This is a genomic window from Streptomyces sp. NPDC037273 (assembly GCF_055603625.1).
The window spans coordinates 215,476-236,703 of record NZ_JBVJVO010000003.1 but is presented as its reverse complement, the minus strand read 5'-3'; the positions used below and the strand labels follow the sequence as shown (position 1 = coordinate 236,703).

At 73.4% G+C, this 21,228-nt stretch carries 15 protein-coding genes; 3 read left to right on the top strand and 12 right to left on the bottom strand.

The window, feature by feature from the left end; all coding sequences use genetic code 11:
* Positions 1-121 precede the first annotated feature (121 nt).
* From ACZ7G1_RS10370 to ACZ7G1_RS10355, 4 genes are all read right to left on the bottom strand, one after another.
* Entirely contained in the window at positions 122-445 is a 324-nt protein-coding gene (locus tag ACZ7G1_RS10370) for a hypothetical protein (RefSeq protein WP_470872515.1), read from the bottom strand.
* Complete coding sequence (locus ACZ7G1_RS10365) at positions 442-810, bottom strand: WhiB family transcriptional regulator (RefSeq protein ID WP_470872516.1); 369 nt, start codon at positions 808-810, stop codon at positions 442-444. Before ACZ7G1_RS10365 ends, ACZ7G1_RS10370 begins: the two co-directional genes overlap by 4 nt.
* Positions 811-981: 171 nt before the next feature.
* Positions 982-1,347: a hypothetical protein gene (locus tag ACZ7G1_RS10360; RefSeq protein WP_470872518.1), complete on the bottom strand. Its 366-nt coding sequence runs from the start codon at positions 1,345-1,347 to the stop codon at positions 982-984.
* Positions 1,348-1,516: 169 nt separating this feature from the next.
* Positions 1,517-3,706 (bottom strand): ATP-dependent DNA helicase UvrD2, encoded by a 2,190-nt coding sequence (locus tag ACZ7G1_RS10355; RefSeq protein WP_470872519.1) that lies wholly within the window; start codon positions 3,704-3,706, stop codon positions 1,517-1,519.
* Between the two features lie 147 nt (positions 3,707-3,853).
* Here ACZ7G1_RS10355 and ACZ7G1_RS10350 point away from each other — a divergent pair, with 147 nt between their 5' ends.
* Positions 3,854-4,096, top strand: a complete 243-nt coding sequence (locus ACZ7G1_RS10350; protein WP_366307352.1) for a mycoredoxin — start codon at positions 3,854-3,856, stop codon at positions 4,094-4,096.
* A gap of 63 nt (positions 4,097-4,159) precedes the next feature.
* Here ACZ7G1_RS10350 and ACZ7G1_RS10345 read toward each other — a convergent pair whose 3' ends face one another.
* The 8 genes from ACZ7G1_RS10345 to ACZ7G1_RS10310 form a co-directional block, all read right to left on the bottom strand.
* A complete protein-coding gene (locus ACZ7G1_RS10345; protein WP_470872521.1) occupies positions 4,160-4,933 on the bottom strand; it encodes a class I SAM-dependent methyltransferase in 774 nt (257 codons plus the stop codon).
* 22 nt (positions 4,934-4,955) lie between these two features.
* A complete protein-coding gene (nudC, locus tag ACZ7G1_RS10340; protein ID WP_470872523.1) occupies positions 4,956-5,927 on the bottom strand; it encodes an NAD(+) diphosphatase in 972 nt (323 codons plus the stop codon).
* Between the two features lie 35 nt (positions 5,928-5,962).
* Positions 5,963-7,375 carry a dipeptidase gene (locus tag ACZ7G1_RS10335; protein ID WP_470872525.1) on the bottom strand — a complete coding sequence of 471 codons (1,413 nt, stop codon included), beginning with the start codon at positions 7,373-7,375 and terminating at the stop codon, positions 5,963-5,965.
* Between the two features lie 10 nt (positions 7,376-7,385).
* The gene (locus ACZ7G1_RS10330; RefSeq protein ID WP_470872527.1) at positions 7,386-10,820 is read right to left on the bottom strand and encodes a UvrD-helicase domain-containing protein; all 3,435 of its coding nucleotides are present in this window, start codon (positions 10,818-10,820) and stop codon (positions 7,386-7,388) included.
* 77 nt (positions 10,821-10,897) lie between these two features.
* Complete coding sequence (locus tag ACZ7G1_RS10325; protein WP_470872529.1) at positions 10,898-11,707, bottom strand: hypothetical protein; 810 nt, start codon at positions 11,705-11,707, stop codon at positions 10,898-10,900.
* Between the two features lie 95 nt (positions 11,708-11,802).
* Positions 11,803-12,570 carry a hypothetical protein gene (locus ACZ7G1_RS10320; protein WP_470872530.1) on the bottom strand — a complete coding sequence of 256 codons (768 nt, stop codon included), beginning with the start codon at positions 12,568-12,570 and terminating at the stop codon, positions 11,803-11,805.
* Between the two features lie 180 nt (positions 12,571-12,750).
* Positions 12,751-16,047 (bottom strand): ATP-dependent helicase, encoded by a 3,297-nt coding sequence (locus ACZ7G1_RS10315; RefSeq protein WP_470872532.1) that lies wholly within the window; start codon positions 16,045-16,047, stop codon positions 12,751-12,753.
* A gap of 197 nt (positions 16,048-16,244) precedes the next feature.
* On the bottom strand, positions 16,245-16,709 hold the full coding sequence (locus ACZ7G1_RS10310) for an MGMT family protein (protein ID WP_470872534.1): 465 nt from the start codon (positions 16,707-16,709) through the stop codon (positions 16,245-16,247).
* A 75-nt stretch (positions 16,710-16,784) separates the two neighbouring features.
* Between ACZ7G1_RS10310 and ACZ7G1_RS10305 the strand changes: the two genes are divergently transcribed.
* The gene (locus tag ACZ7G1_RS10305) at positions 16,785-19,544 is read left to right on the top strand and encodes a lysylphosphatidylglycerol synthase transmembrane domain-containing protein (protein WP_470872785.1); all 2,760 of its coding nucleotides are present in this window, start codon (positions 16,785-16,787) and stop codon (positions 19,542-19,544) included.
* A gap of 97 nt (positions 19,545-19,641) precedes the next feature.
* Positions 19,642-21,213, top strand: coding sequence for an alpha/beta hydrolase (locus ACZ7G1_RS10300; RefSeq protein ID WP_470872536.1), 1,572 nt, complete (start codon positions 19,642-19,644; stop codon positions 21,211-21,213).
* Positions 21,214-21,228 lie beyond the last annotated feature (15 nt).

Here is a 21,228-nt window from a genome sequence, read left to right as displayed (position 1 = left end):
ACCACCCCCTCCCCCCCCCCCCCTACCCCCCCCCCCCCCCCCCCCCCCCCCCCTCACCACCCCCCCCCCCCCCCCCCCCCCCCCCCCCCCCCCCCCCCCGCGGTGGCATCAGGGAGATGCGTCAGTTCATGACGGCCATGGCCAGCGCGCGGCGGGCGCGCAGCGAGACGCGCTCGGCGCGCCGCTGCATGCGCCGGGCGGCGACCAGGCGCACGGCCTGGCGTTCCGCCTCGGCCTCACGCTGTCGCTCGTGCATATGGGCACGGGCCAGGGCTTCTGGGATGAGTTGCATTTCACGGGTCCTGTTCTGACGCGCGGTGTGCGCGGCGGCGGGGGAGAAGGCTGGGATCGCGGAGCCGAACGGCTCACTTGCGGACGAGGTCATCGGGGCCTGCTTCTGGGGATCGTGCGTGAGGGGGCGGTCGATGGTTCCGGTGGCGCTCATGCCGCGACCGGGTTCTTGCGCGGACGGCCACGGGGCCGCTTGCGGGCGACGACCACGCCCTGGACGAAGAGCTCGCCACCCCAGACACCCCAGGGCTCGCGGCGCTCCTTGGCACCGGCCAGGCAGGCGGCGACGAGCGGGCAGGTCTGGCAGAGGGACTTCGCGTACTCGACGTCCGCCGGGGACTCCGCGAAGAAGACCTCGGGGTCGTAGGCACGACAGGGAACCGGTACGCCGAGGTTCTCGATGGCGTCGTCGAGCGCGGTGAGCGCGGTGAGGGGGGTCAAAGCGGGGTCCTCCGTGAGGCCGGGCAGGGGGAGCGAATCGGAAAGCGGTACGGACGGGGCGTGCGCTTCGAGTTGCACGGTGGTCTTTCCTCGTCTGGTCGTTCCGGCCTGTTGGCCGGGGTTTCGGCTGGTACCGGGTGTTTCTGTCCCGAGGCCCCTTCGCGCCTCATCCCCGTTCGGGGACAAACAGAAGGGCCGCGGATCCCGGGTGGGGTTCCGCGGCCCTGAAGGCGCCGGTCTGATCATGGATCAGACTGGATCACTCCAGGGTTCGAGCCCACGGAAGGCCCACATCGTGTGGTGGTGCATCGTCGTCTGCTGCTGGGTGCCGGCACCGGTCGCCGCAAAGCCATAGGTCGTGGCCTTGCCTGCTACTCCTGCTTCCAGTGCCTTGGTCGGTCGCTCATTGCGGAGCTCGACGGCGGCCATGCCGAGACCGGAAAGACCGGAGACGGGCAGGGCGGCGACGGGCAGACCGGTGCCAATGAGAGCCGAGGCGGAGAAGCCGAGCGTGCAGGCGGAGACGACCGAGCGATCGGTCATTTTGGCCGTGCCGACGAAGGCGGCGGCGCTGATGACGCCGGCGGTGCTGGTCTGAATGTTGCTGCTGATCACTGGAATCGCCTCCTCTCGGCGTCTCGGAGGGCTCGGGTGCGAGCCTGACCCTCGTATGTATATGGACAAGTACAGCACGAAGACAGGGCTTCCAAGAAGCCGCTGTTTCCGTGGTTAAGAACCTATGGCGCTTGACGGGGCAGGCGCAAACTATTTTTTCGACGAGTTTTCATCGGACCTCGTCGTCGCCCGCCCCTCCGTCCCCACCTGCGCAGATGGCCAGCACGTCGGCTCCGTAGCGGTCCAGCTTGCGCTTGCCGACGCCGGAGATCGAGGAGAGCTCCCCTCCGGTGGCGGGGACCCGCTCGGCGATCGCCATCAGCGTCTTGTCGGTGAAGACGCAGTAGGCCGGCTGGGACAGCTCCCGTGCCTGCTCGGCGCGCCAGTCGCGCAGCCGCTCGTACAGTGCCTCGTCCATGTCCGAGGGGCAGTCCTCGCAGCGCATGAGCTTCATGGCGCCCGCCTCGGTCAGGGTCGCCCCGCAGACCCGGCAGAGCACGGGGCCGCGCGGCCTGCGCGGGGCGGCGGCGGCCGGGCCCCTCCCCCGCTCGATGCCGCCCGCTCCGGCGGCGCCGCCGGAGCCGAGCGAGCCCGAGCCGGGGCGCAGGCCCTTGAGGAAGCGGCTGGGGCGGCGGGAGGCACGGCCGCCCGGGGAGCGGGAGAGCGCCCAGGAGAGCGTGAGGTGGAGCCGGGCGCGGGTGACGCCGACGTACAGCAGGCGGCGCTCCTCCTCGACCTGCTCGTCGGTCTTGGCGTAGGTGATCGGCATCATGCCCTCGGTGAGGCCGACCAGGAAGACGGCGTCCCATTCGAGGCCCTTCGCCGCGTGCAGCGAGGCGAGGGTGACGCCCTGGACGGTCGGGGCGTGCTGGGCGGCGGCCCGCTCGTCGAGTTCGGCGACGAGGTCGGAGAGGGTGGCGCCGGGCTTGGCGCGGGCGAAGTCCTCGGCGAGCCGGACGAGGGCGGCGAGCGATTCCCAGCGGTCGCGGACGGCGCCGGAGCCCGCGGGCGGGGTGCCGGTCCATCCCTTGGTGGAGAGCACGGCCCTGACCTGGGCGGGCAGGTCGTCGGCGTCGTCGAGGAGGGAGTCGTTGCCCCCGGCGCGGGCCGCGCCGCGCAGGGCGACGCCCGCTTCGCGTACCTCCTGGCGCTCGAAGAAGCGCTCGGCGCCGCGGAGCTGGTAGGGCACTCCGGCGTCGGCGAGGGCCTGCTCGTAGACCTCGGACTGGGCGTTGATCCGGTAGAGGACGGCGATCTCGCCGGCCGGGACGCCGGCGGCGATGAGGTCGCGGATGCGGCGGGCGGTGCCCTCCGCCTCGGCGGGCTCGTCGGCGTACTCGGTGTAGGCCGGCTCGGGGCCGGGGTCGCGCTGGGAGATCAGCTCCAGGCGGTGCTCGGCGGCCCGGCCGCGGGCCTGGCTGAGCAGCCCGTTCGCGAGGTGGACGACCTGGGGGGTGGAGCGGTAGTCGCGGACCAGCTTGACCACGGTGGCGCCGGGGTGGCGGGTGCGGAAGTTCAGCAGGTGGTCGGGGGTGGCGCCGGTGAAGGAGTAGATCGTCTGGCTGGCGTCGCCGACGACGCAGAGGTTGTCGCGGTCGCCGAGCCAGAGGTCGAGCAGCCGCTGCTGGAGCGGCGAGACGTCCTGGTACTCGTCGACGACGAAGTGCTGGTACTGGCGGCGGATCTGGTCGGCGATGTCGTGCCGGTCCTGGAGGATGCCGACGGTGAGCAGCAGCACGTCCTCGAAGTCGATCACCGAGCGGTCGCGCTTCAGCTGCTCGTACATGGCATAGATCTGGCCAATCTCGGCCGGGTCGCGAGGGGCGTCCCGTACGGATTTGGCGACGACGGCCGGGTAGTCGGCGGGGACCGTCTGGGTGACCTTGGCCCACTCGATCTCGCCGGTGACGTCCCTGAGCTCGTTCCGGTCGAGCCGGACGCGACAGCGGGCGGCGGCCTCGGCGACGAGCTGGACCTTCCGCTCCAGGAGCCGGGGCATCTCGCCACCGACTGCTTTCGGCCAGAAGAACTGGAGCTGCCGGAGGGCCGCGGAGTGGAAGGTGCGGGCCTGGACGCCGCCGGCGCCGAGCTGCCTGAGCCGGCCGCGCATCTCGCCCGCGGCCCGGTTGGTGAACGTGACGGCCAGCACACTCGCGGGCTGGAGTATGCCCGCCCGCACCCCGTACGCGATCCGGTGCGTGATGGCGCGCGTCTTGCCCGTCCCGGCGCCCGCGAGGACGCACACCGGCCCGCTCAGGGCCAGCGCGACCTCGCGCTGCTCCGGGTCGAGCCCTTCGAGCACCGCGTCGGCCGTCTCCGGGACCTGCGGGAAGAGAGTGGAGTGCGTTGCTGCTGTCACTCCGCCATGCTGCCAGGTTCACCGGGGTCGGTGCGGAGCACTGTCCACAGGCGGGTGGCCCCGGTCATACGAATTCCGGGAATGAGGGGGCGGGGACGTACGTTCTCCTTCTCGGCACCCGTCAGCGAACAAGAGGAGCGCCTCGCCATGCAGGGCACTGTGACGATGTACAGCACCACGTGGTGCGGCTACTGCCGTCGGCTGAAGAGCCAGATGGACCGCGAGGGCATCGCGTACACCGAGGTCAACATCGAGCTGGACGCCGACTCGGCGGCCTTCGTCGAGAAGGCCAACGGCGGCAACCAGACCGTGCCGACCGTCCTCTTCCCCGACGGCTCGACGCTGACGAACCCCTCGCTCGCGCAGGTCAAGCAGAAGATCGGCGTCTGAGCCCGGGCTGCCCCGACGCATCCGAACCCCCGACCGGTGAAGCATCCGGCCGGGGGTTCGTCGTCAGCGGGGGGCGGTGGCCACGACCAGGTCGTAGCGCTCGTCGACGGGGACGGGGCCGGTGGCGCACTCGCGGCGGGCGTCGGCCGCGAGGTGGTGCAGGCCTTCCTCGAACTCGGCCGGGGTGAGCCGGTCGAACGTCGACTGGGGGCGGGTGGTCAGCCGCGCGTGGTACGTCCGCAGGTCCTCGGCGACCGGGCGGGCGAAGGACGTGACCTTGAGCACCGTGAAGCCGGCGGCGGTGAGCTCCCCGACCACCTCGCCCGCCGAGGGGAAGCGGTCCCGGTCGAGCTCGCGCAGCCGCGGCCAGTAGTCGTAGACCAGGGCGTCCAGGCGCTCCCGGAAGGTCGTGCGGACCACCACCACTCCCCCGGGCCGCAGCACCCGGGCCAGTTCGGCGGCGGCGCGGGGCCGGTCGTCCAGGTGGTGGATGACCCGGGACAGCAGGGCGAGGTCGAAGGCCCCGGAGCGGACCGGCAGGGCCTCGGCGACACCGCGGAGGTAGTGGACCGCCGGGTGGGCGTGGTGGCGCACGGCCTCCGCGAGCATCGCGGCGGACGGCTCGACGCCGACGACGGCGGAGGGCGTGAGCCGGCGGGCGGCGGCGGCGCAGAAGACTCCGGCGCCGGCGCCGACCTCCAGGATCGCGGGGGACGGCCGGTCCGCGAAGGAGCCGATCAGCCGGATCCAGTCACGGAGCGACTCCTCGGGCATCTCGTTGCCCCGCCGGTAGGCGCCCACGAGCCGCTCGTCGTCGTGCGCCCTGTCCCGCGTCATGTCCGGCATCGTGCCAGAGCCGTCAGACCACGTCACCGGGCTTGGGCAGCGGCTTGCCGTACCAGCGCTCGATCAGCCGGGAGGCGATCGAGATGCCGTACGGGGGCACGACGTCGCCCGATTCGAAGGCGGCCGCCAGGTCGTCGCGGGAGAACCAGCGGGCCTCGTGGATCTCCTCGCCGTCCACGTTGATCTCCGAGGAGGTGGCGCGGGCGAAGAAGCCCAGCATCAGGCTGGACGGGAACGGCCACGGCTGGCTGGCGATGTACTCGACCTCGCCGACCGTGACGCCGGCCTCCTCGAAGACCTCGCGGACCACCGACTGCTCGATGGACTCGCCGGGCTCGACGAAACCGGCGAGGGTGGAGAAGCGGCCCTCGGGCCAGTGGACCTGGCGGCCGAGCAGGGCCCGGTCCTGGTCGTCGGTGACGAGCATGATCACCGCCGGGTCGGTGCGCGGGTAGTGCTCGGCGCCGCAGGCCTGACAGCGGCGGATGTGCCCGGCGGCGGCGATGACCGTGCGCTCGCCGCAGCGCGAGCAGAAGCGGTGGAGGCGCTGCCAGTTCTCCAGGGCGACCGCGTGCACCATGAGGCCCGCGTCCCGGTCCGACAGCAGCAGCCCGGCCTCGCGCAGCCCGGCGGGGCGGGCGGACTGGTCCATGCGGCCGGGCAGGGAGTCCTTCTGGAGCGCGAAGTAGGAGACGCCGTCGCCGTCCGTGCCGAGGAAGTAGCGGTGGGTCTCGGTGACCGGCGCCTCGAACGCCGGCGTCATCACCAGCTCGGTGGTGCCGTCGGGCCGGTCGTCGATGAGGACCTGGCCGCCGGAGACCACGAAGACCCGGGTCGTCGGGTGGCTCCAGGCCGCCGCGAGCCACGCCTCGTCGAGGCGGTGGTGGGCGGCCCGGTCGATGCCGCTGGGCGCGGTGAGCGAGATCGGGCGGTCCGGTCGGTCGTCCGCCGGCGCGTCGGCCTTCGCGTTCTTCAGGGTGCTCACAGGTGCTTCCAACTCCCCCGGATCGGTGTGTGGGTTCAGCGCGCGTGGAGGGCGGCGGGCAGGTCGCTCCACAGGTGCGCGGTCGTCTCGACGCCCTTCATGAGGAGATCGAGCTCGATCTTCTCGTTGGGGGCGTGCCAGCCGTCGGACGGGACGGAGATGCCGAGGAACAGGACGGGTGCTCCCAGGACGTCCTGGAGGTCGGCGGCCGGTCCGGAGCCGCCCTCGCGGGTGTAGCGGACCTTGGCGCCGTCGAAGGCCCTGCTCATCGCCCCGGCGACCGCCGTGAGGGCGGGGTGGTCGAGGGGGGTGAGGCAGGGGCGGGTCGGGGCGCCGAAGACGATCTCGTACCGGATGCCGGCCGGGACGAGTCCGGCGAGCCAGTCCCGTACGGCGAGCTCGATCTTGGCCGGGTCCTGGCCCGCGACCAGGCGGAACGACAGCTTCAGCTGGGCGGAGGCGGGGACGATCGTCTTGCCGCCGGGGCCCTGGTAGCCGCCGCCGATGCCGTTGACCTCGGCGGTCGGGCGGGCCCAGACGCGCTCCAGGGTGGAGAAACCGGCCTCGCCGAGGGTGCCGTGGGACTTGGCCGTACGCAGCCAGGCCGCCTCGTCGAAGGGGAGCTCGGCGACGAGGGCCCGCTCGGCGTCGGAGAGCTCGGTGACGCCGTCGTAGAAGCCGGGGATCGCCACGTGCTCGTGCTCGTCGTGCAGGGCGGCGACGATCCGGCCCGCGACGGTGGCCGGGTTGGGCACGGCGCCGCCGAAGGAACCGGAGTGGATGTCCTGGTCGGGGCCGTACAGCTCGATCTCGCAGTCGGCGACCCCGCGCATGCCGGTGCACACGGTGGGGGTCGTCTCGGACCACATGCCGGTGTCGGAGACGATCACGGCGTCGGCGGCGAGCCGGTCGGCGCGCTCCTCGACGAGGGCGCGGAAGTGCGGGGAACCCGACTCCTCCTCGCCCTCGACGATCAGCTTCAGGTTGACCGCGGGGGCCGTGCGGCCGGTGACGGCGAGGTGGGCGCGGACGCCGAGTGTGTGGAAGAACACCTGGCCCTTGTCGTCGGCGGCACCCCGCGCGTACATCCGGCCGTCGATCACCGTCGGCTCGAAGGGCTCGGTGTGCCAGCCGTCCTCGCGGGCCGCGGGCTGGACGTCGTGGTGGCCGTAGACCAGGACGGTCGGGGCGTCCGGGTCGTCCGAGGGCCACTCGGCGAAGACCGCGGGGGCGCCGTCGGTCTCCCACACCTCGACGGTGCCGAAGCCGGTCTCGGTGAGCTTGGCGGCGAGCCACTCGGCGCTGCGGCGCACGTCCCCTGCCCGGTCCGGCTGCGCCGACACCGACGGGATGCGCAGCCACTCGGCGAGGTCGTCGAGGAAGGCGGCACGGTGCTGGTCGATGTACGTGCGTACGGCGTGGACGGCGCTGTCCGGGGTCTCGCTCATGCCTCCGAGCCTATCCGGCGTCCGGGGGTGCCCCGCCCAGCAGGATGGCCTCAAGCCCGGCACGGCCCGGCAGACGGGCCGGACGGGCCACCTCACCCGTACGGACGTACACGAACGCCGCGGCCACCTCCTCCGGCTCCAGGCCGTGCTGCTCGGCCCAGGCGAGCCGGTAGATCGCGAGCTGCAGCGGGTCGGCGGTCCGGTGCCGGCTGGTCTTCCAGTCGACGATCTCGTACGCGCCGGTGTCCGCGTCCCGGTAGACGGCGTCGATCCTGCCCCGGACCACCCGGCCCCCCAGCGAGAGGTGGACGGGGACCTCGACGCGGTACGGGGTGCGGTGGCCGTACGGGGTGCGGGCGAAGGCCTCCTTCAGCTCCTCCAGGTCCCGCTCGTCCAGGATCTCCGGCTCTCCCGCGAAGTCCTCCCCGCCGGGGAGCTCTTCCGGGCCCAGGAACGGCAGGGGCAGCTCCTCGAAGCGGGACTCCACCCACGCGTGGAACCGGGTGCCCCGGCGCGCGGCCGGCTGCGGCGGCTTCGGCATCGGGCGCGCCAGCTCCTGCGCGAAGCCGTCCGGGTCCTCGGCTAGGCGGAGGACCTGCGAGGCCGAGAGGTACGCGGGGAGGAGGACGTCGCGGGTGGTGGCGCGGGCGCGGCGGAGTTCGGTGGTGAGGGAGGTGAGGTCGCGGTCCCAGGAGGCGATGGCCCGGGCGTCCTCGGGGGTGAGCGGTGACCGCTCCTCGCGGGGAGCGGGGACCGCGTCCGCGTGGGTGTCCTCGGGGAGGGCCTCTTCGTCCCAGACGGGCTCCTCCTCTTCGGGCCAGAGGTCCTCCTGGTGCGGGTCCTGGTCCTGCGGGTTCCGGGCCTGGTCCTGGTCCTGCGGGTTCCGGAGGGCGGGAGCCGTTGCGGCGGGGTGGTCGTGGCCGCCTGTCCCGTCCTGGGGGGCGATGGCCCAGAGCCGGGTCCTGACGAGTTCCGCCGCCCGGCGCCTGCGGGTCAGCGCCTCGTCGTCCAGGGGGAGCGGCCAGGGCTGGTCGTGCTGGGAGTCCGTCAGGGACGGGTTCTCGGCGTCCTTCTCGGGTTCGTCGGTCCAGTGCTCGATGTCGCCGTGGCCGAGGGCGCAGTGGTCGTGGAGGGCGCGGAGGAAGTCGGAGGGTCCGCGGGGCTTCTTCTGGGAGGGGCCCCACCAGTGGGCGGAGCCGAGGAGGAGGGAGCGGGGGCGGGTGAAGGTGACGTAGCCGAGGCGGAGTTCCTCGGTGTGCTGGTGGTCCCGCATGTCGTTCTTGAAGGCGGTGAGGGACTTGGCGTCCCAGGCGTCGATGCCGGGCAGGGTGGGCGCGTCGCCGCGGAGGGCGTGCGGGAGGACCTGCGGCTGGGAGGTCCAGGACTCGCGGGCGCGGGAGCTGGGGAACTGGCCGGCGACCAGGCCGGGGGCGGCGACGACGTCCCATTCGAGGCCCTTGGACTTGTGGGCGGTGAGGACCTTGACGGTGTTCTCGCCGCCGGGGAGCGCGCTGTCGAGGCCCTTCTCGAACTGGACGGCCGTGCGCAGGAAGCCGAGGAAGGCGAGCAGGCTCGCCTCTCCGTCGAGGGAGGCGAAGCCGGCGGCGATGTCGAGGAACTGGCCGAGGGTCTCGCGGCGGCGGGCGGCCAGCGCGTGCGGGGAGGCGGAGAGCTCGACCTCGAGGCCGGTCGCGGTGAGGACGCGGTGCAGGACGTCCATGAGGGGGTCGGCGAGCGAGGAGCGCAGGGCCCGCAGTTCGGTGGCGAGGCGGGCGAAGCGGACCCGGGCCTCGGCGGAGAAGGGCAGGCCGTCGTCGTCGGTGCCGCCGGAGCCGAGGAAGGTGTCGAGGGCGTCGGCGAGGGAGACGACCTCGGCCGGGTCGACGCCTTCGACGGCGGCGGCGAGCCGCTGCTCGGGGTCCGGTTCGTCGCCGCCCCGGTGGACGAGGAGGCGGGCGCGGCGGCCGAGGAGGGCCAGGTCGCGGGGGCCGATGCGCCAGCGGGGGCCGGTGAGGAGGCGGACCAGGGAGGCGTTGGCCCCCGGGTCCTGGAGGACTTCGCAGACGGCGACGAGGTCGGCGATCTCGGGCAGGTGGAGGAGTCCGGAGAGGCCGACGACCTCGACGGGGACGTCACGGGCGACGAGGGCCGCGTGGATGGCGGGGAAGTCGGTGGCCGTGCGGCACAGGACGGCGATGTCGCCGGGCTCGCGGTCGGTGCGGACGAGGTGGGCGAGGGAGTCGGCCAGCCAGTCGATCTCCTCGGCGTGGGTGGGGAGGAGGGCGATCCGCACGCTGCCGTCCGCCTCGGCGCCGGGTGCGGGCCGGAGCGCCTCCACGCCCGCGTGCATGGCGCGCAGGGGGGCGGCGAGCCCGTTGGCGAGGTCGAGGAGGCGGCCGCCGCTGCGCCGGTTCTCGGAGAGGGAGTAGCGGTCGGCGGGGCGGCCGTCCGCGTGCGGGAAGTGCTCGGGGAAGTCGTCCAGGTTGGCGACGGAGGCGCCGCGCCAGCCGTAGATGGCCTGGCAGGGGTCGCCGACGGCGGTGACGGCGTGCCCGGTGGGGCGGCCCGCGGTGCCCTGGCCGAAGAGTCCGGAGAGCAGGAGCCGCTGGGCGACGGAGGTGTCCTGGTACTCGTCGAGGAGGACGACCCGGAACTCCTCGCGCAGGATCTCGCCGACCTCGGGCCTGGTGGTGGCGAGCTCGGCGGAGCGGGCGATCTGGTCGCCGAAGTCGAGGAGGTCGCGGGAGCGCTTGGCGGCGCGGTAGCGGACGACGAGGTCGAGGAGCTCGCGGCGGGCGGCGGCGGCCTCGGGGATCTTGCGCAGTTCGGCGTTGCTCAGCCGGGCCCCGGCGAGGGCGGTGAGCAGCTCGGAGTCGTACGTGTCGAGCCGCTCGGGCCGTACGAGGTGCTCGGCGAGCTCGGCGTCGAGGGCGAGCAGGTCGGTGATGAGGGTCGGGAAGGAGCGGGTGAGCGCCGGGTACGGGCCGGGGGCCTCGCGGAGCACGCGCGCGGCGAGCTGGTAGCGGGTGGCGTCGGCGAGGAGCCGTGAGGTGGGTTCGAGGCCGATGCGGAGGCCGTGGTCGGTGAGGAGCTGCCCGGCGAAGGCGTGGTACGTGGAGATGCGGGGCTCGCCCGGGGGGTCGTCCGGGTCGATGACGTCGGGGTCGGTGACGCCGGCGCGGACGAGGGCGGTGCGGACGCGCTCGGCGAGTTCGCCTGCGGCCTTGTTGGTGAAGGTGAGACCGAGGACCTGCTCGGGGGCGACCTGGCCCGTGCCGACCAGCCAGACCACCCGGGCGGCCATCACCGTCGTCTTGCCGGAGCCGGCTCCGGCCACGATGACGTGCGGGGCGAGCGGCGCGGTGATGCAGGCCGTCTGCTCCGGGGTGAACGGGATGCCGAGGAGCTCCTTGAGCTGCTCGGGGTCGGTGATGCGTGCGGTCACCCCAAAGAGGCTAACGGGGCCGACTGACATTCCGGACCGCCACCGGTCTGACCTGCGACTTCACGAGGCGGGGTGGTTCAGGCGGGGGTGCCCTGGTCGAGGCGGGACAGGTCGACGGTCTCGTCGGCGGGCGGGATGGTGACGACGACGGGCTTGTCGTAGTCGGAGAGGACCACCGAGCCGGGGTCGTCGCCGCCGGTCTTGACCACCTTCAGGATGTACGGCTTGCCCTCGCGGGCGACGGAGACGGTGGTGGTCTCGCCGCCGGGCTTCTTCTTCACGACGGTGGCGACGGGGGTGCCGTCGACCTCGGCGTCCGGTCCCCGGGTGAGTCCGGTGCGGTCCTCCTTGTCCTCGCCGAGGTCGGCGAGGAGCGAGTCCAGGTCGCAGACGCCGCCGAGGGCGTCGGTTCCTGCCTGGCCCGCGGCGATCTTCAGCCAGCGGCCCTTGAGGAGCTCGATGGTGGCGTCGATCTGGGCCTCGGGCATGCCCTGGGAGGCCATGGACGCCCGCCAGAAGGCCTCGTCGCCCTTCATGTACGTGACCTGGCCGACCTTGCGGAGTTCGGCGGTGCCGCCCTTGATCTTCACGACGCCGGTGCACCGGTCGTGGTCGTCGACGGCGAAGTCGACGTCGACGGGCTGCCCGTCGGTGACGACCCGGCCCTTCATGTGGAGCGAGGTCGCGGACTGGGTGGCGGTGACCGCCCGGTCGGCGATCTCGTCGGCGCTGAGGCCGGTGAAGGGATCGGGGGACGGCGCGAGGGCCGTGGCGCGCGGCGGGGCGTCGGCCGCGGCCCAGGCCGCCGCGGGCGCGGGTCCCACGACGACGGCGACCGCGCAGACGACGGACGCGGCGCGGAGCTTCCGGTGGGTGTGGGTCGTCATGCGAGCCTCCTCGCTGATTCCCCCGGGCCGTCCCACCAGCGTCACCCCGCGCGCGCGTGCCCGCTACTTCTGGGTCGCGGGCACGCGCGCGTGTGTCAGGAGGCGCCCTTCATGAGCTCCGCCATGTCGACCGTCTGGTCGGCCGGCGGCGCGGTGACGGTGACCGGCTTGTCGTAGTCGCCCAGGTCGACGGTGCCGGGCTCGTCGCCACCGGTCGTCACGACGCGGAGGACGTACGGCTTGGCGGCGTCCTTGGCGACGTAGAAGGTCGTGGTCTCGCCCTTGTCCTTCTTGCTGAGGACGGCGGCGGACGTGCCGTTGACGTCGGCGTCGGCCTCGCGGGTCATGCCCTTGCGCGGGGTGTCCTCGTCCATGTCCTTGACGATCTGCTTCAGGTCGCAGAACGCGCCGGGGCCGCCCTCGCCCGCGCCGGCCTCGTTCGGCATCTTCAGCCAGCGGCCCTTGAGGAGGGTGGACATGGCGCCGGACTCGTCGGCGGAGGCGCCTTCCTCACCGCCGGTGGACTTCCAGAAGGCGTCGTCGCCCTTCATGTAGCTGGTGCCGCCGGTGCCGAGGATCTCGGCCTTGCCGCCCTTGGCGGCCTGCATGGAGCCCTTGCAGTTGCCCTTGTCGTCGACGGACATGTCGACGGTCATGTCCTCGCCGTCGGTCTTGCCCTTGCCCGTCATGTGGAAGGCGGTGGCCGCCTTGGTCGTGGTGACGGCCTTGTCGGCGATGGCGTCGGCGGTGAGACCCGCGAACGGGTCGGCGGCCTTCTCCTCGCCCTTGGAACAGCCCGTGACACCCGCGACCAGGGCCGCACAGACCATCGCCGCCGACCAGAGCTTCCTGTTGGCCCTCATGCGTGTACTTCTCCTCACGGCCGTCCGGGACGGCGGTTTTCACAGCTTGTCTTCACGGCGCCTTTATGCGGACGCCGCGAAGACATTGACGTACGAGTCCGAACAATGGATGCACGGAGCGGAACGTGATGCTCCGCACAAAGCACCGGGCAGATGTCCCGGAGGATGTCCCGGCGGATGTCAGTCGACGACCTGGCGGCCCTCCGGCTGGGCGCTGCACGAGGCGCGGAAGGCGCAGTTCGCGCAGTGCTGTCCGGTACTCGGCGTGAACCGCTCGTCGAGGACCCGGCCGGCCGCGGTGGCGAGCAGCCCGCCGACCCACTCCCCTTCGAGGGGCTGCTGGGCCTGCACCTTCGGCAGGGCGTCCCCGCCCTCCTTCTGCGGGGCGCTCTGCCGCAGCTGGACGAGTTCGGCGCCGCCCGGCTCGGGCCGCCGCCCGTCGAAGACCTCGTCGAGGGCGCCCTCGCGGACGGCGAGCTGGTAGACCGCGAGCTGCGGGTGGTGGGCGACCTCGTCCTTGGTGGGGGCCGACTTGCCGGTCTTGAAGTCGACGACGTACGCGCGCCCGTGCTCGTCGGTCTCGACCCGGTCCATGGAGCCGCGGATGCGGACCTCGTACTCCCCCGCCTCCAGGGTCACGTCGAAGTCGTGCTCGGAGGCGGCGGGGGTGCGGCCGCCGCGGTCCATGACGTGCCAGCGCAGGAAACGTTCGAGGGCCACGCGCGCGTTGCCCTTCTCCTGCGCCGACTTCCAGGGCGCGTCGAAGGCGAGGGCGTCCCAGACGGAGTCGAGGCGGGCCATGAGGACGTCGAGGTCGGCGGGGGTACGGCCGGAGGCGACCTCGTCGGCCAGGACGTGGACGACGTTGCCGAAGCCCTGGGCGGCGGTGGCCGGCGCCGCGGCCTTGACCTCGCGGCCCAGGAACCACTGGAGGGAACAGGTGCCGACCAGGTTCTCGAGCGAGCTCGGCGAGAGCGCCACCGGCCGGTCGCGCTCGCGCAGCGGCTCCGGGCCGCGGGTCGGCTCGAACAGGCCCCACCAGCGGTCCGGGTGCGCCGCGGGCACCAGCGGCTGGCCCTCCTCGTCGGTGAGCGCGGCGAGGGCGGCGAGCCGGTCGGCCGCCGCGTCGCGGAGGGCGGGCGAGGCGTCCGGGTCGACGGTGGTGGCGCGGAGCTCGGCGACCAGGGCGGAGACGGCGAGGGGACGACGGGGGCGGCCGGGGACGTCCTTCGGCTCGGTGCCGAGTTCGGTGAGGAACCGGGACGGCTGGTCGCCGTCCTCCGCCGCGGCCTTCACCGCGGTGACGACCAGCCGGTCACGCGCGCGCGTGGCGGCCACGTAGAAGAGCCGGCGCTCCTCGGCCAGGAGCGCGCCGGCGCTGAGGGGTTCGGCCAGGCCGTCGCGGCCGATGCGGTCCGCCTCCAGGAGCGAGCCGCGCCGGCGCAGGTCGGGCCACAGGCCTTCCTGCAGTCCCGCGACCACGACGAAGCCCCATTCGAGGCCCTTGGAGCGGTGGGCGGTCATCAGTCGGACCGCGTCCGGCCGGGTGTGGCGGCGGGTCAGCGTGTCGGCCGCGATGTCCTGCGCGTCGAGCTCCTCCAGGAAGTTCAGGACACCCCGGCCGCCGACGCGCTCCTCCGCTCGGGCGGCCGTCTCGAACAGCGCGCACACGGCGTCGAGGTCGCGGTCGGCGTTGCGCCCGGCGGGTCCGCCGCGCAGCGCGGCGCGCTCAAGACGGCCGGGCCAGGACGTGCCGTTCCACAGCACCCACAGGGCCTCCTCGGCGGTGCCGCCGTCGGCGAGCAGCGCGCGGGTCTCCCGGAGCAGCTCGCCGAGCCGCTTCGCGCCGCGGGCGTACGCGGGGTCGTGGGCGACGAGCCGCTCCGGCTCGGCGAGGGCGCGGGCGAGGAGGACGTCGGAGGGGGGCGGGACCTTGTTGCCGGCGGCGCGTTCCTCGTCCCGCAGGGCGCGGCCCAGGCGGCGGAGGTCGGCCGGGTCCACGCCGGCGAGGGGGGAGGCGAGGAGCTCCAGGGCGGTGTCGGTGGCGAGCCAGCTGGTGTCGGGCTCCTGCCCTTCGTCGGGCTCGGTGGGTGCGGGGGCGGCCGACACCGCGCGGAGGGCCAGCAGGAGGGGGGCGACGGCGGGTTCGTGGCGGAGGGGGGTGTCGGCGGCGTCGGTCTCGACGGGGACGCCGGCGGAGGTGAGGGCGCGGCGGAGGGAGGGGAGGCCGGCGGCGGCGCGGGTGAGGACGGCCATGTCCTGCCAGGGGACGCCGTCCTCCAGGTGGGCGCGCCGGAGGAGGTCGGCGATGTTCTCGGCCTCGGCGGAGGCGGTGGGGTAGGTGTACGCCTCCGCCCGGCCGCCGTCGCGTACGGGCGCGAGGTCGCGGTGGGCGCGGACCTTGTCGGCGGGGAGCCGGTGCGTCGGCATGCGCTGGGCGAGCTGCCGGGTGGCGGCGAGGAGCCGGGCGCCGGAGCGGCGGGAGGTGCCGAGGACGCTCACGGGGGCGCCGCCGAAGGCGGTGGGGAAGTCGAGGATGCCGTTCACGTCGGCGCCGCGGAAGGCGTAGATGGACTGGTCCGGGTCGCCGAAGGCGAGGACGTCGCCGCGGCCGTCGCCCGCGAGCGCGTGCAGCAGCCTGACCTGGGCCGGGTCGGTGTCCTGGTACTCGTCGACGTACACGGCGTCGTACGCGGGGAGGGTGACGTCCCGGGCGAGCAGGACGGCCCGGTGGACGAGTTCGGTGTAGTCGAGGACGCCCTGGAGGTCGAGGACGTCGAGGTACTCGGCGAGGAAGCCGGCGGCGGCCTTCCAGTCCGGGCGGCCGACCCGGTCCGCGAAGCGGGCGAGGGCATCGGGGCCGAGGCCCAGTTCGCGGGAGCGGGCGAGGACGGCCCGCACCTCGTCGGCGAAGCCGCGGGTGGTGAGGCAGGCGCGCAGTTCGTCGGGCCAGCGGATGCTGCCGAGGCCCGTCTTCTCCAGGTCGACGTGGCCGGCGAGCAGTTCGCGTACGGCGAGGTCCTGCTCGGGTCCGGAGAGCAGCCGGAGCGGTTCGGCGAAGAGTTCGGCGTCCTGGTGGGCGCGGATCAGGGCGTAGCAGTACGAGTGGAAGGTGGTGGCCTGCGGCGGGCGGCGGCCGCCGAGCCGGGCGGCCATGCGGTCGCGGAGTTCGACGGCGGCCTTGCGGCTGAAGGTGAGGACGAGGAGGCGTTCGGGGTCGGCGCCGGCCTCCATGCGGGCGGCGACGGCTTCGACCAGCGTCGTCGTCTTGCCGGTGCCGGGTCCGGCGAGGACGAGGAGCGGTCCGCCGCGGTGGTCAACCACCTGCCGCTGGGCTGCGTCCAGCTGAGGGGGATCCTGCGGGGCCGGCGTGGTGCGCACCAGTCGGTACGCGCCCGGGGTCCGCTGCCGTCCCGGACCCGGGTACGGCTGTCCCTGGTTCGGCGGCGTACGCCGGGTGGTGGAGGAGGAGCTCACGTGGATCGCCGGTCCTGGTGGATGTGGTGGTGCGGGTGAGGCGGCGGTGTGCCGTGGCCACCGCCTCGGGGAGCGCCCCCGTCGTCCCGTGGGTCGCGCACGTCGACGTTACGCGAAGCGGGCGGGCGGCGAGCCGTACTCCGGGCGCCGGCCACCCGTGCGGGGCCGCCGCGCCCGCGTCTTCCCTGGCCTCGCCCTCAGATGTGAGTTCCGGCACCCGAGCCGGCCCCCGGCCCGGCGGCCCGGCCCGTGCCGCGGCCGGCACCCGGGTCCGTACCCCCGTCGGCGTCCGGTGCCGGGGACGGCGAGCCGTCCCAGCGGGCGCGGCGCATGTCGAGGCGGGGGATGTGGCCCTCGGCGGAGGGGCCGGCGGCGCGGAGGGGGGTGCCTTCGGCGCGGTAGTGGCCGAGGGCCCGCAGCTCGTGGCCGGGGAGGAGGGTGCCGTCGGCGCGGACGACGCGCCACCAGGGTGCGGAACCGCCGTAGAGGGCCATCACGCGGCCCACCTGGCGGGGCCCGCCCTCGCCCAGCCATTCGGCCACGTCGCCGTAGGTCATGACCCGGCCGGGCGGGATTCCGTCGGCCACGTCGAGCACCCGCTCCGCGTACTCGGGCAGTTCTCCGGTCTCCCCCACGGGTTCCTCCATGCTCATCCGTCCCATCCTGCCTCACCGCACCGACATGCCCCTGATGCCTCCGCACGGCGGCTCTTCGTGCCACCATCGTCCGGGCGGTGACTGGTGATACGAGATCAAGAGCGACAAGTACAAGAACAAGAACGCCAAGAACAAGAACGTGATCGACGAGACGCGCACGCAGAGACGGACATGGTGATGGGGCAGGACACGCAGCCTCCCGAGGGGGGCGAGGCCGACGTGCCCGAGCGGGTGTCCGGGGACGAGCCGCTGCTCGCCGCCCGCGTCCACCGGCCCTCCGATCTGATGCGGCTGCTCGTCGGCCTGCTCGCCATCGGGCTCGTCATCGCCATCGCGGCGTTCGCCCACGCCACGACCTCGGGCCTGGAAGAGGACATCAACAAGGGTGCCGTCGGCGCCCCCGACGTCTTCGTGAAGATCGCCGGTCTCGTCTCCTCGATCGCCGTCCTGCTCGTCCCGGTCGCCTTCGCCATCGAACGGCTGATCAAACGGGACGGACTGCGCATCGCCGACGGCGTGCTCGCCGCCGTCCTCGCCCACGGCGTCACGCTCGCCACGGACCTCTGGGTCGCCCAGGCCGCGCCCGGCACCATCCAGGACGCGCTGACCCAGCCGCAGTCCGGCGGCGGGCTCACCGACCCGGTGCACAACTACCTCGCTCCGGTCATCGCGTACATGACCGCCGTCGGCATGGCCCGCAGGCCCCGCTGGCGGGTCTCGCTGTGGGTGGTGCTGCTGCTCGACGCGTTCACCATGCTGGTGGCCGGCTACACCACGGCCCTGTCGATCATCCTGACCGTCCTGATCGGCTGGACGGTGGCGTACGGCACGCTGTACGCGGTCGGCTCCCCCAACGTCCGGCCCACCGGGCAGACCCTCCTCGCGGGCCTCCGCCGGGTCGGCTTCCGGCCGGTGACGGCACTGCGCGCGGAGGGCGTGCCGGACTCCTCGGACAGCGGGGACCGCGGCCGCCGCTACATCGTGACCCTGGAGGACGGGCCGCCGCTCGACGTCACCGTCGTCGACCGCGAGCAGCAGGCGCACGGCTTCTTCTACCGCGCGTGGCGCCGGATCACGCTGCGGACGATCACCACCCGCCGGTCGATCGTGTCGCTGCGCCAGGCCCTCGAGCAGGAGGCGCTCCTCGCGTACGCGGCCATCGCCGCCGGGGCGAACGCGCCGAAGCTGATCGCCACCTCGGAGCTCGGCCCGGACGCGGTGATGCTCGTGTACGAGCACATCGGCGGCCGGAGCCTGGACTCCCTCGACGACGACGAGATCACCGACGAGCTGGTCAGCAGCGCGTGGCGGCAGGTGCGGGCGCTCCAGTCCCGCCGGATCGCGCACCGCAGGCTGACGGGCGACGCGATTCTGGTGGATCGTTCCGGCAAGGTGATCCTGACCGATCTCCGGGGCGGCGAGATCGCGGCCGGCGATCTGATCCTGCGGATGGACATCGCCCAGCTGCTCACCACCCTCGGGCTGCGGGTCGGGGCCGAGCGGGCGGTCGCCGCGGCCGTCGCGGTCCTCGGCCCGGACACCGTCGCCGACTGTCTGCCGCTGCTCCAGCCGATCGCCCTGAGCCGCTCCACGCGCGCGACGCTGCGGAAACTGGCGCGCGAGCGCTCGGCCCGGGAGCGGGAGGCCGTCCTCGCCGCCTCCGAGGCCGCCAAGCACGAGCGGGAGCTCGCGAAGGCCGCCGCCTCGGCCGCGGCGGACGCCAAGGACGCGCGGGCCGGGACGAAGGACGTACGGGCCGAGGCGAAGGCCGAGAAGAAGGCGGACAAGAAGGCCGAGAAGCGGGCCCTCGACACCGCTCTCGACGAGGCGCGCGAGGAGGACCTGCTCGCCCAGATCCGCCAGCAGGTGCTGCTGATCCGCCCGCAGGCCCCGGTGGAGCCGGTCCGGCTCGAACGGATCAAGCCGCGGACCCTGGTCAGTCTCATCGCGGGCGCGGTCGCCGCGTACTTCCTGCTGTCGCAGATCGCCCGGACGCCGCTGTCGACGATCAGCCAGGCGGACTGGCGCTGGGTGGCGGCGGCGGTGCTGTTCTCGGCCGTCAGCTACGTGGCGGCGGCGATGAGCCTGCTCGGCTTCGTGCCGGAGCGGGTCGGGTTCTGGCGGACGGTGGTGGCGCAGGTCGCCGGCTCGTTCGTGAAGATCGTGGCCCCGGCGGCGGTCGGCGGTGTCGCCCTGAACACCCGCTTCCTCCAGCGCTCGGGCGTCCGGCCCGGTCTCGCGGTGGCGAGCGTCGGCGCCTCCCAGCTGTTCGGGCTCGGGGCGCACATCCTGCTGCTGCTCTCCTTCGGCTATCTGACGGGGACGGAGAAGTCGCAGTCGTTCACCCCGTCGAGGACGGTCATCGCCGGCCTGCTGACGGTCGCGGTGCTCGTCCTGGTCGTGACGGCGATCCCGTTCATGCGCAAGTTCGTGTCGACGCGGCTGCGCTCGCTGTTCGCGGGCGTGGTGCCGCGCATGCTGGACGTGCTCCAGCGGCCCATGAAGCTGCTGACCGGCATCGGCGGGATGCTGCTGCTGACCGGTGTGTTCGTGCTCTGCCTCGACGCCTCGATCCGGGCCTTCAGCCACGGGAACCAGACGATCAGTTACGCGAGCGTCGCCGTCGTCTTCCTCGCGGGCAACGCGCTGGGCTCGGCGGCGCCGACGCCCGGCGGTGTCGGCGCGGTCGAGGGCGCGCTCACCTTCGGTCTGGTCGCGGTCGGCCTGCCCCTGGAGGTCGCGACCCCCGCGGTGCTCCTGTACCGCCTGCTCACCCTGTGGATCCCGGTCCTGCCCGGCTGGCTCTGCTTCAACTGGCTGACGAAGCGCGAAGCGCTCTAGGGCCTGTCCTAGCCGAACCGGCCGCGAAAAGCCCCCCGGCCACCCGCATGGACGCCCGTCCCGCGCGGGTGGCCGGGCGGCGGCCCACGATGGGCGTATGCCGATCTCCGCAGCGCAGCGCGCCGCCCTGCTGACCGCCACGACCGTGCTGCTCGCCGCCGGGTGCTCGGACGGGGGAGACGGCGCGGCGGAGGTGACGAAGCCGAGCGGCACCGGGGTGTCGGCGCTGACTTCGCAGAAGCTGTCGTGGGCGCCGTGCCCGGCGCCGTCGGCCGCGGAGGGCGGCGGGGCCGCGCCGTCGCCGCTGCCCGGCGACACGACCTGGGAGTGTTCCTTCCTCCAGACGCCGCTGGACTGGTCGGTGCCGGAGGGCGAGACCATCGAGCTGGCGCTGATCCGGGCCAAGGCGAAGGACCGGTCGCGCCGGATCGGCTCGCTCGTCTTCAACTTCGGCGGGCCCGGCGGCTCCGGGATCACCGCGCTGCCCGGCTTCGCGTCCTCGTACGAGACCCTGCGCGGCCGCTACGACCTGGTGTCCTTCGACCCGCGCGGGGTGGGCCGCAGCGACCCGGTCGAGTGCGCCACGGACAAGGAGCTGGACGCCTACTACGCCCTGGACTTCACGCCCGACGACGAGGCCGAGGAGCGGACCCTCTCGGACGCGCAGAAGAAGTACGCGTCCGGCTGCGAGAAGGACTCCGGCGCGGCCCTGCCGCACGTCGGCACCGAGAACGCGGCCCGGGACATGGACCTGATGCGCCAGGTCCTCGGCGACGACAAGCTGCACTACTTCGGCATCTCGTACGGCACCGAGCTCGGCGGCGTCTACGCCCACCTGTTCCCGGCGAACGTCGGCCGGGCCGTCTTCGACGCGGTGGTCGACCCGGACGCGGGCGTCGAGGACGGCGCCCTCGGCCAGGCGAAGGGCTTCCAGCTGGCGCTGGACAACTTCGCCCAGGACTGTGTGGACCGCGGCGACGCCTGCACCCTGCCGGGCTCGACGGTCGCCGAGATCGAGGGCTTCATCCAGGACCTCCTGACGGCCCTGGACAAGGAGCCGATCCCCGGCATCGGCGACCGGAAGCTCACCCAGACGCAGGCCACCAACGGCATCGCGCAGGCCCTGTACTCCAAGGAGTATTGGACGTATCTGGAGCAGGGTCTCGACGCGGCCGACGGCGGTGACGGGGCGCTGCTCCTGAGCCTGTCCGACTCGATGAACGGACGCGGCCAGAACGGCTCCTACAGCAACATCCAGTCCGCGAACGCCGCCATCAACTGCGTGGACTTCAAGGAGCGCTACACCCTCGGCCAGGCGAAGGAGCGGCTCCCGCAGTTCCGCGAGGCCTCGCCCGTCTTCGGCGACTTCATGGGCTGGGCGCTGTCGAGCTGCTCGCAGTGGCCGGTGCCGGGCGTGTGGGAGCACCCCGACGTGTCCGCGGCCGGTTCGGCGCCGATCCTGGTGGTCGGCAACACCGGCGACCCGGCGACGCCGTACGAGGGAGCCCGGTCGATGGTGAACGCGCTCGGCAAGGGCGTCGGCGTGGAGCTGACGTACGAGGGCGAGGGCCACGGCGCGTACAACAGCGGGAACAAGTGCGTGAAGGGCGCGGTGGACGGCTACCTCCTGGACGGCAAGGTGCCCGCCTCCGGGACCGTGTGCAAGTAGCGCCGCCCGGCCCGG